Origin of the sequence: Pseudomonas sp. RIT-PI-r, assembly GCF_001297015.1 — a bacterium.
Lineage (GTDB): Bacteria > Pseudomonadota > Gammaproteobacteria > Pseudomonadales > Pseudomonadaceae > Aquipseudomonas.
Genome location: NZ_LIGE01000047.1, coordinates 127,073 through 142,328 on the forward strand (window position 1 = coordinate 127,073; position 15,256 = coordinate 142,328).

At 58.6% G+C, this 15,256-nt stretch carries 21 protein-coding genes; 6 read left to right on the forward strand and 15 right to left on the reverse strand.

Features of this window, described 5'->3' with window-relative positions:
• Positions 1–61: 61 nt before the first annotated feature.
• The 3 genes from AK821_RS27880 (at position 62) to tsaA (ending at position 2,313) form a co-directional block, all read left to right on the forward strand.
• On the forward strand, positions 62–532 hold the full coding sequence (locus AK821_RS27880; protein WP_064393114.1) for a DUF1456 family protein: 471 nt from the start codon (positions 62–64) through the stop codon (positions 530–532).
• Positions 533–660: 128 nt separating this feature from the next.
• Positions 661–1,431: an SDR family oxidoreductase gene (locus tag AK821_RS27885; RefSeq protein WP_064393115.1), complete on the forward strand. Its 771-nt coding sequence runs from the start codon at positions 661–663 to the stop codon at positions 1,429–1,431.
• A 183-nt stretch (positions 1,432–1,614) separates the two neighbouring features.
• Complete coding sequence (gene tsaA, locus AK821_RS27890; protein WP_064393116.1) at positions 1,615–2,313, forward strand: tRNA (N6-threonylcarbamoyladenosine(37)-N6)-methyltransferase TrmO; 699 nt, start codon at positions 1,615–1,617, stop codon at positions 2,311–2,313.
• Between the two features lie 165 nt (positions 2,314–2,478).
• Here the strand turns inward: tsaA and fpr are convergent, their stop codons facing one another.
• Positions 2,479–3,258 carry a ferredoxin-NADP reductase gene (gene fpr, locus AK821_RS27895; RefSeq protein ID WP_007908723.1) on the reverse strand — a complete coding sequence of 260 codons (780 nt, stop codon included), beginning with the start codon at positions 3,256–3,258 and terminating at the stop codon, positions 2,479–2,481.
• Between the two features lie 133 nt (positions 3,259–3,391).
• On the opposite strand from fpr, the gene AK821_RS27900 reads away from it, so the two are divergent.
• Positions 3,392–4,318: a LysR family transcriptional regulator gene (locus AK821_RS27900; RefSeq protein WP_064393117.1), complete on the forward strand. Its 927-nt coding sequence runs from the start codon at positions 3,392–3,394 to the stop codon at positions 4,316–4,318.
• On the opposite strand, the gene AK821_RS27905 is transcribed toward AK821_RS27900, so the two are convergent.
• The 3 genes from AK821_RS27905 to AK821_RS27915 all read right to left on the reverse strand — a co-directional run bounded on the left by AK821_RS27905 (position 4,315) and on the right by AK821_RS27915 (position 6,373).
• Positions 4,315–4,677 (reverse strand): diacylglycerol kinase, encoded by a 363-nt coding sequence (locus AK821_RS27905; RefSeq protein ID WP_064393118.1) that lies wholly within the window; start codon positions 4,675–4,677, stop codon positions 4,315–4,317. The genes AK821_RS27900 and AK821_RS27905 overlap by 4 nt on opposite strands.
• Positions 4,678–4,751: 74 nt before the next feature.
• On the reverse strand, positions 4,752–5,402 hold the full coding sequence (erdR, locus tag AK821_RS27910; RefSeq protein WP_064393119.1) for a response regulator transcription factor ErdR: 651 nt from the start codon (positions 5,400–5,402) through the stop codon (positions 4,752–4,754).
• Positions 5,403–5,626: 224 nt separating this feature from the next.
• The gene (locus AK821_RS27915; protein WP_064393120.1) at positions 5,627–6,373 is read right to left on the reverse strand and encodes a tRNA-uridine aminocarboxypropyltransferase; all 747 of its coding nucleotides are present in this window, start codon (positions 6,371–6,373) and stop codon (positions 5,627–5,629) included.
• A gap of 189 nt (positions 6,374–6,562) precedes the next feature.
• On the opposite strand from AK821_RS27915, the gene AK821_RS27920 reads away from it, so the two are divergent.
• Positions 6,563–6,988 (forward strand): PA3611 family quorum-sensing-regulated virulence factor, encoded by a 426-nt coding sequence (locus AK821_RS27920; RefSeq protein ID WP_008077172.1) that lies wholly within the window; start codon positions 6,563–6,565, stop codon positions 6,986–6,988.
• Here the strand turns inward: AK821_RS27920 and AK821_RS27925 are convergent, their stop codons facing one another.
• Positions 6,989–7,183, reverse strand: coding sequence for a hypothetical protein (locus tag AK821_RS27925; protein WP_034154934.1), 195 nt, complete (start codon positions 7,181–7,183; stop codon positions 6,989–6,991).
• Positions 7,184–7,538: 355 nt separating this feature from the next.
• Here AK821_RS27925 and AK821_RS27930 point away from each other — a divergent pair, with 355 nt between their 5' ends.
• Complete coding sequence (locus AK821_RS27930) at positions 7,539–8,657, forward strand: TIGR00730 family Rossman fold protein (RefSeq protein WP_064393121.1); 1,119 nt, start codon at positions 7,539–7,541, stop codon at positions 8,655–8,657.
• Between the two features lie 54 nt (positions 8,658–8,711).
• Here the strand turns inward: AK821_RS27930 and recX are convergent, their stop codons facing one another.
• From recX to AK821_RS27980, 10 genes are all read right to left on the reverse strand, one after another.
• A complete protein-coding gene (gene recX, locus AK821_RS27935) occupies positions 8,712–9,182 on the reverse strand; it encodes a recombination regulator RecX (protein ID WP_008077166.1) in 471 nt (156 codons plus the stop codon).
• 8 nt (positions 9,183–9,190) lie between these two features.
• Complete coding sequence (recA, locus tag AK821_RS27940; RefSeq protein ID WP_007908746.1) at positions 9,191–10,246, reverse strand: recombinase RecA; 1,056 nt, start codon at positions 10,244–10,246, stop codon at positions 9,191–9,193.
• A gap of 83 nt (positions 10,247–10,329) precedes the next feature.
• Positions 10,330–10,830 carry a CinA family protein gene (locus AK821_RS27945; protein WP_064393122.1) on the reverse strand — a complete coding sequence of 167 codons (501 nt, stop codon included), beginning with the start codon at positions 10,828–10,830 and terminating at the stop codon, positions 10,330–10,332.
• Positions 10,831–10,897: 67 nt separating this feature from the next.
• Positions 10,898–11,416, reverse strand: a complete 519-nt coding sequence (locus tag AK821_RS27950; protein ID WP_064393123.1) for a lysis system i-spanin subunit Rz — start codon at positions 11,414–11,416, stop codon at positions 10,898–10,900.
• Positions 11,395–11,961, reverse strand: a complete 567-nt coding sequence (locus tag AK821_RS27955) for a glycoside hydrolase family 19 protein (protein WP_064393124.1) — start codon at positions 11,959–11,961, stop codon at positions 11,395–11,397. Before AK821_RS27955 ends, AK821_RS27950 begins: the two co-directional genes overlap by 22 nt.
• Positions 11,962–11,997: 36 nt before the next feature.
• Positions 11,998–12,210, reverse strand: a complete 213-nt coding sequence (locus AK821_RS27960; RefSeq protein WP_064393125.1) for a hypothetical protein — start codon at positions 12,208–12,210, stop codon at positions 11,998–12,000.
• 10 nt (positions 12,211–12,220) lie between these two features.
• Positions 12,221–13,423 (reverse strand): carbohydrate-binding protein CenC, encoded by a 1,203-nt coding sequence (locus AK821_RS27965; RefSeq protein WP_064393126.1) that lies wholly within the window; start codon positions 13,421–13,423, stop codon positions 12,221–12,223.
• 91 nt (positions 13,424–13,514) lie between these two features.
• Positions 13,515–13,952: a phage tail assembly chaperone gene (locus tag AK821_RS27970; protein ID WP_064393127.1), complete on the reverse strand. Its 438-nt coding sequence runs from the start codon at positions 13,950–13,952 to the stop codon at positions 13,515–13,517.
• Between the two features lie 9 nt (positions 13,953–13,961).
• Entirely contained in the window at positions 13,962–14,666 is a 705-nt protein-coding gene (locus AK821_RS31520; RefSeq protein WP_064393128.1) for a gp53-like domain-containing protein, read from the reverse strand.
• 20 nt (positions 14,667–14,686) lie between these two features.
• On the reverse strand, positions 14,687–15,253 hold the full coding sequence (locus AK821_RS27980) for a tail fiber assembly protein (protein WP_064393129.1): 567 nt from the start codon (positions 15,251–15,253) through the stop codon (positions 14,687–14,689).
• Positions 15,254–15,256 lie beyond the last annotated feature (3 nt).

A 15,256-nucleotide genomic window follows, 5' to 3' on the forward strand; every position in this document is an offset into this window, starting at 1 on the left:
TGCCGCCACACATTCCGGTAGCGCGCCTGCGCGCTGCCCACAACGCATCAGGATTACTCACATGATTCATAACGACGTATTGCGCAGCGTGCGCTACATGCTCGACATCAGCGACAAGAAAGTTGTCGAGATCATCAAGCTCGGCGGCATGGACGTCGCGCTCGCTGACGTAGTGACCTGGCTCGACAAGAAAGAAGAAGACGAAGAAGGTTTCGTGCGCTGCCCGGACGAAGTCATCGCACACTTCCTCGACGGCCTGGTGATCTTCAAGCGCGGCAAGGACGAAAGCCGTCCGCCGCAGCCGATCGAAGTGCCGGTGACCAACAACATCATCCTGAAAAAGCTGCGTGTGGCCTTCGAACTGAAAGAAGACGACATGCACGCGATCCTCAAGGCTGCCGAGTTCCCGGTGTCCAAGCCTGAGCTGAGCGCGCTGTTCCGCAAGGTCGGCCACACCAACTATCGCCCGTGCGGTGACCAGTTGCTGCGCAATTTCCTCAAGGGCCTGACCCTGCGCGTTCGTCCGGCCTGATCCCCTCCGCGGTGGCGACCGATGGTCGCCACCGCAACGCATGACTGTTCATTCCCTCCAGAAATAATGGCTCCGCTTCGCGCGGCTGACGACTAGGGTGTACTGATCCCCAATCTTCAGGACTCGCCATGCACCCGTATTTCTCCCTGCAAGGCCGCACCGCTCTGGTGACCGGCGGCACCCGTGGTATCGGCAAAATGATCGCCAAAGCCTTTGTCGAGGCTGGCGCGCGCGTTTACGTCTGCTCGCGCGACGCCGAAGCCTGCCATCAAACTGCGGAAGAACTCAGCGCCTTGGGCACGTGCCACGGCGTGGCGGCGAATCTGGCGACCGAAGAAGGTGTGCAGGAACTGGCCGCGCGCCTGGGCGAGCAGATCACCCATCTGGATATTCTGGTAAACAATGCCGGCACCACCTGGGGCGCGCCGCTGGAGAGCTACCCGGTCAAGGGCTGGGAAAAGGTCATGCAGCTCAACGTGACCTCGGTGTTCACCTGCATTCAGCAATTTCTGCCGTTGCTACGCAAGGCCGGCTCGGCGGCGAATCCGGCGCGGATCATCAACATTGGTTCGGTGGCGGGGATTTCTTCGTTTGGTGAGCAAGCGTATGCCTATGGGCCGAGTAAGGCTGCTCTGCATCAGTTGTCGCGGATTCTGGCGCGGGAGTTGGTGAGCCAGCACATCAACGTCAATGTGATTGCGCCGGGACGCTTTCCGAGCAAGATGACTCAGCACATTGGCAATGATCAGCAGGCGTTGGCTGAAGATACGGCGTTGATTCCGATGAAGCGTTGGGGGCGTGAAGAGGAGATGGCGGCGTTGGCGATCAGTCTGGCGAGTACGGCTGGGGCTTATATGACCGGGAATATTATTCCGCTGGATGGCGGGTTTAGTCTCTGACATCGGCGGTGAAGCATCGCGAGCAGGCTCACTCCTACAGGGATTTTCAGCGAACACAGATTTTGTGTACACCCATGACCCTGTAGGAGTGAGCCTGCTCGCGATGGCTTCAGCCCAGTCTCCACCAGCCATAGGGTCTGCCGGGTTATCATGCCCACCCCTGCCCCGCTTCGAATGCAAACCATGACTTACAGCGTCTCCCCCATCGGCTTCGTGCGCTCCTGCTTCAAGGAAAAATTCGCCATCCCCCGCCAGCCACAACTGGCCCCCGCCGCCCGTGGCGTGCTGGAACTGGTGGCGCCGTTCGATCAGGGTGACGCGGTGCAGGGTCTGGAGCAGGTCAGCCATGTCTGGCTGCTGTTCCTGTTTCATCAGGCACTGGAAGAAAAACCACGCTTGAAAGTCCGCCCGCCACGCCTGGGCGGCAACAAGTCCATGGGCGTATTCGCCACCCGCGCCACACACCGTCCTAATGGCATCGGCCAGTCCGTGGTGAAACTGGACAAAGTCGAAGCCAATCGCCTGTTCATCTCCGGCATCGACTTGCTCGACGGCACGCCGGTTCTCGACATCAAACCCTACGTGCCCTACGCCGACATCATTCCCGACGCCTCCAACAGTATCGCCAGCGCCGCGCCACAGCTGATTGAGGTGCAGTGGACCGACTCAGCCCTGAAACAAGCGCATACACACGCTCAGCGCCTCGACGAGCCTTTGGTTGAACTGATTGAACAGTGTCTGGCGCAGGATCCGCGCCCGGCCTATCAAACCCCGGCGCCTGAACGCGAATATGGCGCGCAATTCTGGGATCTGGACGTACGCTGGCATTATCCGACGCCTGAGCAGATTCGCGTGCTGGAAGTCATTCCAGCCATGGTCTGAAACCGCGCCCAATGTAGGAGCTGCCGCAGGCTGCGATCTTTTGATTTTGCTCTTCAAAAGCAAGATCAAAAGATCGCAGCCTGCGGCAGCTCCTACAGGTGAATGTCGCGGGCATAAAAAAGCCCCCATTGCCAATTCAGGCAATGGGGGCTTCTTCAGTGGGACTTACTTCTCGACGAACGCACGCTCGATCAGGTAATCACCCGGCTCGCGCATCCGCGCCGAGATCTTCAGGCCGAAGCTGTCGAGCACTTCGCTGGTCTCGTCGAGCATGCTCGGGCTGCCGCAGATCATCGCGCGGTCGTCCTGCGGGTTGATCGGTGGCAGGCCGATGTCGCTGAACAGCTTGCCGCTGCGCATCAGATCGGTCAGACGGCCCTGATTCTCGAAAGGCTCGCGGGTCACGGTCGGGTAGTAGATCAGCTTGTCACGCAGCGCTTCGCCGAAGAACTCGTTCTGCGGCAGATGCTCGGTGATGAATTCGCGGTAGGCGACTTCGTTGACGTAACGCACACCGTGGACCAGGATCACTTTTTCAAAGCGCTCGTAGGTTTCCGGGTCCTGGATCACGCTCATGAACGGCGCCAGGCCAGTGCCGGTGCTCAGCAGGTACAAATGCTTGCCCGGGTTCAGGTCATCCAGAACCAAGGTGCCGGTAGGCTTCTTCGAGATGATGATCTCGTCGCCTTCCTTCAAATGCTGCAGCTGCGAGGTCAGCGGGCCGTCCTGCACCTTGATGCTGAAGAACTCCAGATGCTCTTCCCAGTTCGGGCTGGCGATCGAGTAAGCGCGCATAAGCGGGCGGCCGTTAGGCTGTTGCAGGCCGATCATCACGAACTGACCGTTCTCGAAGCGCAGGCCCGGATCGCGGGTGCACTTGAAGCTGAACAGAGTGTCGTTCCAGTGATGAACACTGAGGACACGCTCGTGGTTCATGTTGCTCATGTACGTTTGACTCCTGGAGATTGGGTCTGCGCTGGCTTTTGCAGGCGACGGTGCGCAATTGCATCGCATTCTAATAGCGACGACAATATCTGTTAACTGGATTATTAAGATAAGGGTTATCGGTTATATCGATATGCGATTTACTCTCCGTCAACTGCAAGTCTTCGTCGCCGTCGCCCAGCAGGAAAGCGTATCCCGTGCTGCGGGTCTGCTCAACCTCTCACAGTCGGCTGCCAGCACCTCGATCACCGAACTGGAGCGTCAGTCCAGCTGCCAGCTGTTCGACCGCGCCGGCAAACGGCTGAGCCTCAACGCCCTCGGCAAACAGCTGCTGCCACAAGCGGTGGCCCTGCTCGATCAGGCCAAGGAAATCGAAGACCTGCTCAACGGCAAATCCGGTTTCGGCTCGCTGTCGGTAGGCGCGACGCTGACCATCGGCAATTACCTGGCGACCCTGCTGATCGGCAGCTTCATGCAGCGCCACCCGGAAAGCCAGGTGAAGCTGCACGTGCAGAACACTGCCAATATCGTGCAACAAGTTGCCCACTACGAAATTGATCTGGGTCTAATCGAAGGCGATTGCAGCCACCCGGACATCGAAGTGCAGAGCTGGGTCGAGGATGAACTGGTGGTGTTCTGCGCGCCGCAGCATCCGCTGGCGCAACGTGGTAGCGCGTCCATGGAAGAATTGACTCACGAGGCGTGGATTCTGCGTGAACAGGGTTCCGGCACGCGGCTGACCTTCGATCAGGCCATGCGTCACCATCGCAGCTCGCTGAATATCCGTCTGGAGCTGGAACACACCGAGGCGATCAAACGCGCGGTGGAATCAGGGTTGGGGATTGGTTGCATCTCGCGACTGGCACTGCGCGATGCGTTCCGACGCGGCAGTCTGGTGCCGGTGGAAACGCCGGACCTGGACCTGGCGCGGCAGTTCTACTTCATCTGGCACAAGCAGAAATACCAGACCTCGGCGATGCGCGAGTTTCTCGAGCTGTGCCGCGCTTTCACCGCCGGGGTTCAGCGCAGCGACGAGATTGTTTTGCCGACCATCGCTTAAAGCAGAATCACTGCCCACACCAGGCCGATCATGCTCAGCGCGACGAATTGCGCGGCGCTGCCCATGTCCTTGGCGTTCTTCGACAGTGGATGCAGTTCCAGCGAGATGCGGTCGATGGCCGCCTCTACTGCCGAGTTCAACAACTCGACGATCAGCGCCAGCAGGCACACTGCAATCAATAGTGCCTGCTCAACGCGGCTGACATTGAGGAAGAACGTCAGCGGAATCAGCACCACATTGAGCAGCACCAGTTGGCGGAACGCCGCTTCACCGGTGAAGGCGGCGCGCAGACCGTCGAGCGAATAACCGGAGGCATTCAGGATGCGTTTCAGGCCGGTTTGGCCCTTGAAAGGTGACATAAGGAAGAAACCAACCAAAAAGGAGTGGGAAAGCTAGATCAATAAAAGTCAAAAAAACGTGAAGACACCAGCCTTTATTGGCTCGGAATTGACTCAAGTTGTTGCAGCAGTAAAGCCGCTTGCGTGCGAGTGCGCACATTCAACTTGCGAAAGATCGCCGTGACGTGGGCCTTGATGGTCGCTTCGGACACGCTCAGCTCATAGGCAATCTGTTTGTTCAGCAGGCCTTCACAGACCATGGTCAGCACGCGGAACTGCTGCGGTGTCAGGCTGGCGAGCCCGTCGCTGGCGGCTTTGGCTTCGTCGGAAACGGCAACCGCTTCGAACGCCTGCGGCGGCCAGAACACATCGCCATCGAGTACTTTGCGCACCGCTTGCTGAATCACGCTGAGGTCGCTGGACTTGGGTATAAAGCCACTGGCACCGAACTCTCGGGATTTGACCATCACCGACGCTTCTTCCTGCGCCGACACCATCACCACCGGAATCTGCGGGTATTGTCCGCGCAGCAGCACCAGCCCGGAAAAGCCATAAGCGCCGGGCATGTTCAGGTCCAGCAGGACCAGATCCCAGTCAGCCTTTTCGGTCAGGCGGGTTTCCAGTTCGGCGATGCTCGCCACTTCCACCAGGCGTACATCCGGGCCAAGGCCCAGCGTCACCGCTTGATGCAGGGCGCTACGAAACAGAGGGTGATCATCGGCAATCAGGATGTCGTATGTGGCCATTTTTCAAATGATCCTGTTTTTGATGGCAGACACGGTGCATTCCGGTCTGGCCAAAGCAACTCAAGATGCCGCTTTTGAAGCGATATCCACAGGGGCACGTTCAACGCCAATCAATAGCAAACACGGCGTTTCAAACCTTGGCCGCACCCTAATCGGCGCCAAGCATGCCCAGCGAAGACGGGGTGGTCAAGCAGCACGGCCGCTGGCTTGTACAGTATGGGCCACTATTGGGCCAACTCCGGCTGCACCTTTCGTATATAGGGCAACAGCTCGGCGTGCGCGGGGGTGGCTTCATTCATGTCCAGTTGTTGCTTGGCACCGAGGTAGTGCTGGCTGAACACGTCGAAATAGGCGTCCAGCGCAGAAGCCGCGTCGCTGTCACCCGCCAGTTCGAGACATAGCGCAGCCACTTCGGCGGTGCACAGATGTTCGCTGCGGGTCGAACGACGCAAGCGGTAGCGCGAGAGTTTGTCGGGCAGCAGGCTCAAGATCGGCAAGCGATCGAAATACGGGCTCTTGCGGAAGATCTTCCGCGCTTCAGTCCACGTTGCGTCGAGCAAAATGAACAGCGGACGTTTGCTGCTATCGATCGCGACGGTGTTGGTCACTCGCGCCGGTTCAACGTATTCGCCGGGAAACACCAGATACGGCTGCCACTGCGGGTCATTGAGCAGTGCGAGCATCTGCGGATCGGGCTCGGTACGCGACCAGATGAACGCGTGGTTATCGCGCACCACGTCGGCAATCAGCCAACCGGTGTTGCTCGGCTTGAACACTTCCTTGCCGGTCATGATCAGACACACGCCCGAACGAGTGTCGACACTCGGCCGCCAGGCGCACAGGCAATGGCTGATGATCACCCGGCAGTCGCGGCAACGCTCAGAGCGAAAGCCACGGGCCTGAATCGGCTTGATGCCTTCATCTTCGCGCTGGTCACGCAGACGGGCGACGGCGTTGGGCGCATGGTTCATCGTGGATAACGCCGAAAAGCAGGAAAACTCGACACGAACGACACTCGGCAGGGCAATAAAGGCCGGCAGTTTACCAGAGCGATGGGCACAAGCCTGTACCCTCCCGACCGGCTCCCCTATAATTCGCCGCCACTGAACGCACAGTCACGTGGCTGGTCGAACCACCAGTCACTGAACCAGGAGAGTTTCATGCTGCGCCTTATCGTTCCCACCGCTGCCATTCTGCTGGCGTCGTCCTTCACCGCTCAGGCTGCCTCCCTGAGTGAGCAGAATCTGAACCGCGAGCTGCGCAACGTCGCCGCCCAGAGCAGCGTCGGCACGCCACGCGCCATCAGTGAAGACATTCTTGATCAGGGCTTCACCGTTGAAGGCACGCAGTTGATCAACCACCTGAGTGTGCAAAAGAGCCACGCCGACAAGATGCGCGCTGACCCTAAAGCCGTGTATTTCCAGTTGGGCGCTTCGGTGTGCAACAACCCGTCGTTTCGCAAGCTGATGGCCAAGGGCGCAATCATGCGTTACGACTTCACGGAAGTGAAAACCAACAAAGCGATCGGCTCCGCCAGCTATCAGGAATCGGATTGCCCGAAAGCCGGTCCGGCGAAGAAGAAGTAATCATCGCGAATTGGCGCGCCGCTGTTCATCCTCGGCGCGCAGTTCGGCCAGCAAGGCCTGTAGATAGTGCGAACGGCGCTCGCCGCCGGCCAAGCGCCGGCAGCACTCCTCTTCGAGACTGAGATGATTGGTCTCGGCTGATGCCTTCAACATTCGATACAACTGCGTATCGATCTCCAGAATCACTCTGGCCATGTGTCCCGCCTCCTTGCCACCCGCAAATCCTTGAATAGCGTGCACCTTGCGTACGGTCGTTGACGCAAAGTTGTCGTACGGCGCCTGTAAGTTAGTTAATCAGAGGGATTGCCGCTCGGCGCACGTTCGGACGAGCGGTGACGGCATCGGCTGAAAAACAATAAACGGTTGCCAGCCAGAACGTTGCGGCGCAATGATCGAGTCAGCGCAAAGCTTCGCAAGGGTCTAGATTCAGAGTATTCCCGATCATTTTTAAACGGCAGGAAAGGAACTGTCGATCGTGTGTGTTTTTTTGCAGCGCGGCACTGACGCCGCTCGTCAGGGCCATCCCGCTCTGTGCAGAAGGAGACGTTGAATGCCTTACCAACCGAATGACCTCTTGAGTCGTCATTTTCAGGAAAACGGTCCCGACCTCATTACTCAGGTCGAAGAACAACTCAGCCGGGTTTCCCCCAACAGCCCCAACCTTCCCATCTACCGCGACATGATCCTGACCGTGCTGCGCATGGCGCAGGAAGATCACAACCGCTGGAACGCCAAGATCACCCTGCAAGCCCTGCGCGAACTGGAGCAAGCGTTTCGGGTGCTGGAGCAATTCAAGGGCCGACGCAAAGTCACCGTATTCGGCTCGGCGCGAACGCCAGTCGAACATCCACTGTATGCCATGGCCCGAGAACTCGGCGCGGCGTTGACCCGTTCGGACATGATGGTCATCACCGGTGCCGGGGGCGGCATCATGGCAGCCGCCCATGAAGGTGCCGGTCGCGATCACAGCCTCGGGTTCAATATCACCCTGCCCTTCGAGCAACATGCCAACCCGACCGTCGACGGCACCGGCAATCTGTTGCCTTTCCACTTCTTCTTCACGCGCAAATTGTTCTTCGTCAAAGAAGCCGATGCGCTGGTGTTATGCCCCGGAGGGTTCGGCACTCTGGATGAAGCACTGGAAGTGTTGACGCTGATTCAGACTGGCAAGAGTCCGCTGGTGCCGGTGGTGTTACTGGATGCGCCGGGCGGCACATTCTGGCAAGGCGCGATGGACTTCATTCGTCAGCAACTGGAGGACAACCGTTACATCCTGCCCACCGACATGAAATTGATGCGCCTGGTTTACAGCGTCGAAGAGGCGGTCGAGCAGATCAATCAGTTCTACAGTAACTTCCACTCCAGCCGCTGGCTCAAGCGCCAATTCGTGATCCGCATGCATCACAAGCTCAGCGATCAGGCGCTGGCGCACATGCAGGAAGCGTTTGCCGATCTGTGCCTGAGTGACCAGTTTCATCAGCACGCCTACGCCGGCGAGGAACACGATGAAGCGCAGTTCAGTCATCTGGCGCGACTGGCCTTCGCCTTCAACGCGCGCACCCACGGGCGTCTGCGGGAACTGATCGATTACATCAACCTGCCGGAAAACTGGGCTGATTCCAAACCGCAAACAGCGCAACGCTCCCGCGAACCATCAAAGGTTATTTGAGGGCAAAAAAAACGGCCCGCTATTTTCATAGCGGGCCGTTTTTATTGAATCGGATTAATCGTCCATGCCTCGACCGCTGAACAAGCGGTTGATCATCTCCATCGAAAACCCTCGATACGCCAGAAACCGGCCTTGCTTGGCCCGTTCTTTTGCATCAATCGGTAAATGTCCGGAGAACTTCCTGCGCCAGGTGTCCTGAAGTTGCTCCTGCCAACTGATACCGCTTTCGCGCAGGGCGAGTTCGATATCGGCACGCTGCAAACCGCGCTGGCTCAGCTCCTCACGAATCCGTAGAGGGCCATAGCCGGAACGGGCACGATAGGAAACAAAGCTTTCAAGGTAACGGGCTTCGGAAAGCAGCCCCTCCTCCGTCAAACGGTCGAGGGCTGTTTCGATCATCTCCGCCTCGGCGCCGCGCTGACGCAATTTGCGCGTCAGCTCGACTCGACCGTGCTCGCGGCGTGCGAGCAGGTCCATGGCGGTTCGCCGCACAGCGACGAGGGTATCGAGTACGGCGGTGGTCATCGCTGCAATCAGATGTCAGCGTCGGCCAGGTCATCTTCAGTCTCTTTGACTGCAGAAGCCTTGGAGTCGATCACTGCAGGAGTCAGCAGCTTGTCACGCAGTTGCTTCTCGAGCTTCGCGGCGATTTCCGGGTTGTCCGCCAGGAACTTGGCCGAGTTGGCCTTGCCCTGACCGATCTTGGTGCCTTCGTAAGCATACCAGGCGCCGGATTTCTCGACGAAACCGTGCAGCACACCCAGGTCGATCATCTCGCCATTGAGGTAGATGCCCTTGCCGTAAAGAATCTGGAACTCGGCCTGACGGAACGGCGAAGCGACCTTGTTCTTCACAACCTTGACGCGGGTTTCGCTGCCGACCACTTCGTCGCCTTCCTTCACCGCGCCGGTACGGCGGATGTCGAGACGAACCGAGGCGTAGAACTTCAGCGCGTTACCACCGGTGGTGGTTTCCGGGCTACCGAACATCACGCCGATCTTCATACGGATCTGGTTGATGAAGATTACCAGGCAGTTGGCGTTCTTGATGTTACCGGTGATTTTACGCAGCGCCTGGGACATCAGACGGGCTTGCAGGCCCACGTGCATGTCACCCATTTCGCCTTCGATTTCAGCCTTCGGTACCAGTGCCGCCACGGAGTCGACGATGATCACGTCAACGGCGTTGGAGCGCACCAGCATGTCGGTGATTTCCAGCGCCTGTTCGCCGGTGTCCGGCTGGGAAACCAGCAGGTCGTCGACGTTGACGCCCAGCTTGCCGGCGTACTCAGGGTCGAGGGCGTGTTCGGCGTCGACGAATGCGCAGGTCGCGCCGGCTTTCTGGGCCTGGGCGATCACGGACAGCGTCAGTGTGGTTTTACCGGAAGATTCCGGACCGTAGATTTCAACGATACGGCCTTTTGGCAGGCCGCCAATGCCGAGCGCGATGTCCAGACCCAGAGAGCCAGTGGAGATAGCCGGGATCGCCTGACGGTCCTGATCGCCCATACGCATCACGGCACCCTTGCCGAATTGACGTTCGATCTGACCCAGGGCCGCAGCCAAGGCTTTCTTCTTGTTGTCGTCCATTAAAGTCCTCACGTAATCAATAAGGCCTGACGGCCAACACCTGTATAAGTAGCCAGTATTATTCCACAGCGTTCGCGGATCGCCTACCCCTGATTTTCGATTTCTCGTGCCGCTAGTCGCAGGAGCCCCTCTAGCGCGGCCTTCACCGTTTGTCGGCGGACTTCATCGCGGTTGCCGGGGAAGTGTTGAACCTCACTGGTCACGGTCTCGCCAACACCCCAGGCCAGCCAAACAGTGCCGACCGGTTTGTTCGGCGAGCCACCGTCCGGCCCTGCTACACCGCTGACCGCCACGGCAAATCGCGCCAGGCTTTTGTCCTGGGCGCCCCGCACCATCGCCTCGACCACCTCGACACTGACCGCGCCCACCGTCTCGAACAACCCGGCCGGCACATTCAACTGCTGGGTTTTCTGCCGGTTGGAGTAGGTCACATAGCCAGCCTCGAACCACGCTGAACTACCCGGGATCCGCGTAATGGCTTCGGCGATCCCGCCGCCGGTGCAGGACTCGGCCGTGGTGACGTGGGCGTTGAGCACTTGCAGGCGTCGGCCAAGTTCAGCAGCCAATTGGGTGATTTCTTTCACGGCATGCTCCGGATCGTGTGGAATGCCTCCACCGTACACGAGCCGATTGCGCTTTCAATACACAGACTCATTCAAAATGTTCGGGCACCAGCGCTCTGACATACGCCTGACAGGCCTGCAGGGCAATCAATCCGCGGTCGCCGCTGTCGGTGATGGCGATAATTCGTTGAGCATGCGCCGGGTCAAGTCGGGCGCGTACGGTTGCAGGATCCACGCGGCCGGCGCCGGCGGCGGCTGGCATGTTGCAGCCTGGTGCAATGTCACTGGCGGCGAGAAGGGCTGACAACCGTACATCAGCAGTAGCAAGACGATCGCGCAGGCGATCCTGATCACGTTGGGCATCGCTCAGTGCTCGATAGTGGGTTTGTTCACTGGCGGCAAGCCGCTGCTCCAGTGCCAGGCGCTTATCCTGCTCGGCCTGTTGCGCGGTGGCGGCGGCGGAATTCTGTTGATTGAGTACCTCGGCGTTTAACCGAGCCAGCTCCGCGAATTGCCGTCCGTAGCGCCAGTCCTGAAATTGCCAAGCGGCTGCAAAGGCACCAGCGGCCAGCAACAGAATGCCGGTCACACGCCAGGGGATTGGCATAACACCGCCCTCGCCCGCGCCCAGATTTCCAGACGATCCTGCAAGCCGTTCAACCCGCCGTTGATGCGCCGGGTGATGGTATTGAACTGGTCGCGGTCGGCCAGTTCATTCAAGCCGTTCTGCTCCCAGAACCAAGCGGCGGACTCAGCCGCCCATTGCGGTTGTTCGAGCAGTTCGGGCAAGGACAACAGCCGCTCATCACCAAAAAGGCCAACGCTGCATTGTCGGTAATTGCTACGGCCAGTGATTTGTATCAGCCCTCGTCCGCGGTACTTTTGCCCGTCGCCATCAGCCTCTGGCGTATTGCCCAGACGCAGGGCCAACGTACCGGTGTCGTACTTGCTCAGGTATTGGTTGTTGCCCAACTCTCGCACATACCGCAGTTGCCCCGACTCGTGGCCGACCTGCGCCAGAAACGCAGCCATGCGTTTGGGGGTATCGATAAGACGACGAGTCATGGCGGCGTTGAGCACAGAAACAAAAACGCCCGCTTGGGAGCGGGCGTTGGGCATGATGTCGATAAGGTTGTTTTCAGTTATTTGCATAATGCTTGATCCTCCCTGGATATGGCCCCGATTGAATCACGGCTGGCGGCCAATGCCTGCCAGCCATTTATTTGCCAGAGTTTTCAGGGTGCCCGTTGCCGCCTCAGGTGTTTCGTCCAATGGCAGCACCTGCCCGCCCGATGACAGCCACGCCTGATACTCAACCCAGTCGCGATTGGTCGGGTCCTGCGGGATGAATGCTGAATCCTCCATGCGCAATACGCCGCAAGGAGTCAGTTGATAGGTCATGAGTTCACTCCTAGATTTCAGCGTCGGCTGTCCATTCAATCTGCAATGCTTGACCGGGCACGCTGTTGGGGGGCGTTACCGTGCTGATCGCGAAAGTACGCTGGGTCACCCCGTGTATGAATGTCCCCGTACACGCTGTTTGTGCCGTGTAGTTCCAAACCTGATTACTTGTATTTGCAGGGCAATACAGCACAACAGTCGGTTGCACTCGCTTGAGTACCTGCATGTGGATGGCCAGGCCATATTGACCAGCGTTGCCTCCTGCCGACTGGCTAAACGAAAGAATGCACGTGCCGGCGCCATTGTTCGCCTGAATCGGTAGACGGTTGGCGAACGACTTCTCGAAGTAACGCTGACAGAGCATCAATTCTTCAGCAACCGGACGGTATTCGAAAGGCGTGGAAACAGGCCCCTCTTCCAACTGGATCTGCGCCAGATCAACCGTCTGTACGACGTTGAGCGGCAGGTCGAACGCCAGTCTCAGGCAATCATTGGTGCCGAGCATTTTCCCGGCAATGGTCGGCACCTGAAATGTTGCGCTGTACTTTGTCCAGGCAGTGTTCAACTGAAAGACTTCGACCGCTTTGGTCACGGGTTCCGAACCACTTGCGCCAAAAAACTGCGTAACCGCTACTTTCAGTGCGCGCGCCGCATCAGATCGTGCCCAGAACGTTACGGTGGCGGTTTTCCCGGCAAGGGTTCGCACCGATTCAATGGCCTGGGAGATTTTGTGTTCCGTTGCGCCAACGCCCGCCGTCGTCTGCTGCCAGCGCAGAAAAGAGGCCGGCTCATCAGCCACCTCGGTTTGCCCCGGGACGAAGCTCTGCCGGCTGATCGCCACAGCCGCGTTACCGTTCCAGTCACAGCGAAACCGGTCTGCCACGTAACCACCCACATTCGGTGCCTGGTTGGTCGTCCCGCGTTGCCAGATATCGAAGCCACCATTGATCAACAGATTCTTGCGGTACACCTGCACCGGGAATTGCTGCAACGGGTCGGGTTTCGCTAATTGCCGAATCGCCTGGGCCAGTTGATTGGTCTGCTCTTCATCCGGGGTCAAACCGGCGGCCGTAATCGCGCTGAGAATTTCCTCGGTGACGCTGTTGCCCCAACTGGCCGGGATCAATGAGCCAGGCTTTCCGGCGATAGGGTCTTCGTCGACAAACCTGCCGTTCTCCAGGCCTGAGCCGGGAACGCTTTTTGGGTAATCCACTTTCAGCTCCTTTCAGGTCGCATGAAACGCCAACGCCCGCATAGGCGGGCGTTGGCAAAAATGGCTGTAACACTCTGTTCAACTCGCGACATCAAGCCACAGCCAGCATTCGCATCAGCCAGTCCGGCGGTAAGGGTCGACTCGCGTCTGCGGGAAAACCCGAGCTCGACGGCCAGTCCCGCAGCTCCTGGCGATAGTCCAGAAGCTCCTGATGGTCCTCGATGCTCAGGCTCATCGGTCTGCCTGCGGCCTCCTCATCCCGATCACGATCAACCAGCCATTGGCTGGCCAACAGCTGCCCGTCGCGCCATTTGCGCGCCAGCATCGAAAGTTCGGCATCCGACAGCGGCGCAGCATCGATCAGCACTGGCAAACCATCGGCATCATGGCTGCGGATTTTGCCGGGCGCAGGGTTGCCGATCACCGCGATGAAACGCTCCTCAGTGATCGGTACTGCATCGCTCGGCATGCTTGGATTGATGCCGGACAGGTACACACAGCCTGTGGACTGACTATAAAAACGGTTCATGGTTACTCCTCAGCGTCCGAACGCGATTGCACAAAAGCCGCAAGGCAACAGTTCCGAGTACAACGTGAAACCGTTCTGATTTTTCGCACCCAGCGAAACACTGCCCGGAGCCGATCCATTCAAAGTGGATGGAAATACCGCAAGGCAAACGCTGGGAAACGCCAAGGTAAAACTCGAATATGCCCCTTGAATTCCTAAGGTCGACAGCCCGACCCACTGAATGATGAAACCACCCAGCCAGGAAGGAAAAACAATGTAGCCGTTGGTGGTCAGACTGGTAGAAAAGCCAAAGCGCAGCGTTTTCGGCGTCACGATCGTGGTGGTATCCGCGCCACTGTCGGTCTGCGCCTGAGTAGCTATCTTCGCCACCCCGGCAATGCTTTCGCTCGCCTGCACCACGCGTTTGGCGATGGCTTGAAAAACCCGTAACGGAGTCATGCGTTTAACGTTGTCGGTTCCCTGCTCCGCGTCTTGAACACTGGCCACAGGCACCACACTCTGGGTGATTTTCTGCTCGATGGCAGACTTCAATTGAGCGTTGTCCTGCTCATCCGCTGCGAGGCCAGCCGACTGAATCACATTCAGCACTTCCTCAGTGACAGCATTACCCCACTGCGCTGGAATCAAAGACCCGATGGCCCCGGTCAACGGGTTTTCGTCGACAAACCTGCCGTTGACCAGGCCGGTGCCGGGCAAACTTTTTGGATAATCCATTTCACTTCTCCTTGTAGAAATCAGCCGTTCACGACGGCGCCGGGGACAGTCGGCCAAGTAATCTCGTCAGGAAATCCGGCCTGCTTTTCGAGGCGATTGAGCTCGACGCTGTAGCGTTTCCATTCGAGCAATTGCAGCCGTTCTTCATCGCTCGCATCACCGATGTCTTCGGCATATTGAAGCGGAGCGATACGCAGGACGGCGTCCCGCAAAAGTACGTCGCGCTTTTCCAGCTCCTGCGCTTTGGCATTCGCCATTCGAGCCTGCTCATCCAACACCCAGGCATCATCGCGCCATACATGAAACTCACCCGGCCAGGACTGTGCCGTAAGGGCTTCAGGCAACGCTCCCAGCTCGCTCCAGATCTGTTGCGCGCCCCCGTCCTTGCGATACACCACACCTCGGCGGTCAATCACTTCACGGGGTACGCCATTGATCAACGCCCAACTACGGCCGGTTTCCGGCTCAGGCAATTCGAAGGACAGTTCAACGGCGTTGGCCGGAAGTTGAATGCCGATACCGGGTGTGACGGGAAACTCGACTGGGCCAGACAGAGCGCCCGAACCATCGAATAGATAATTGAACATGAA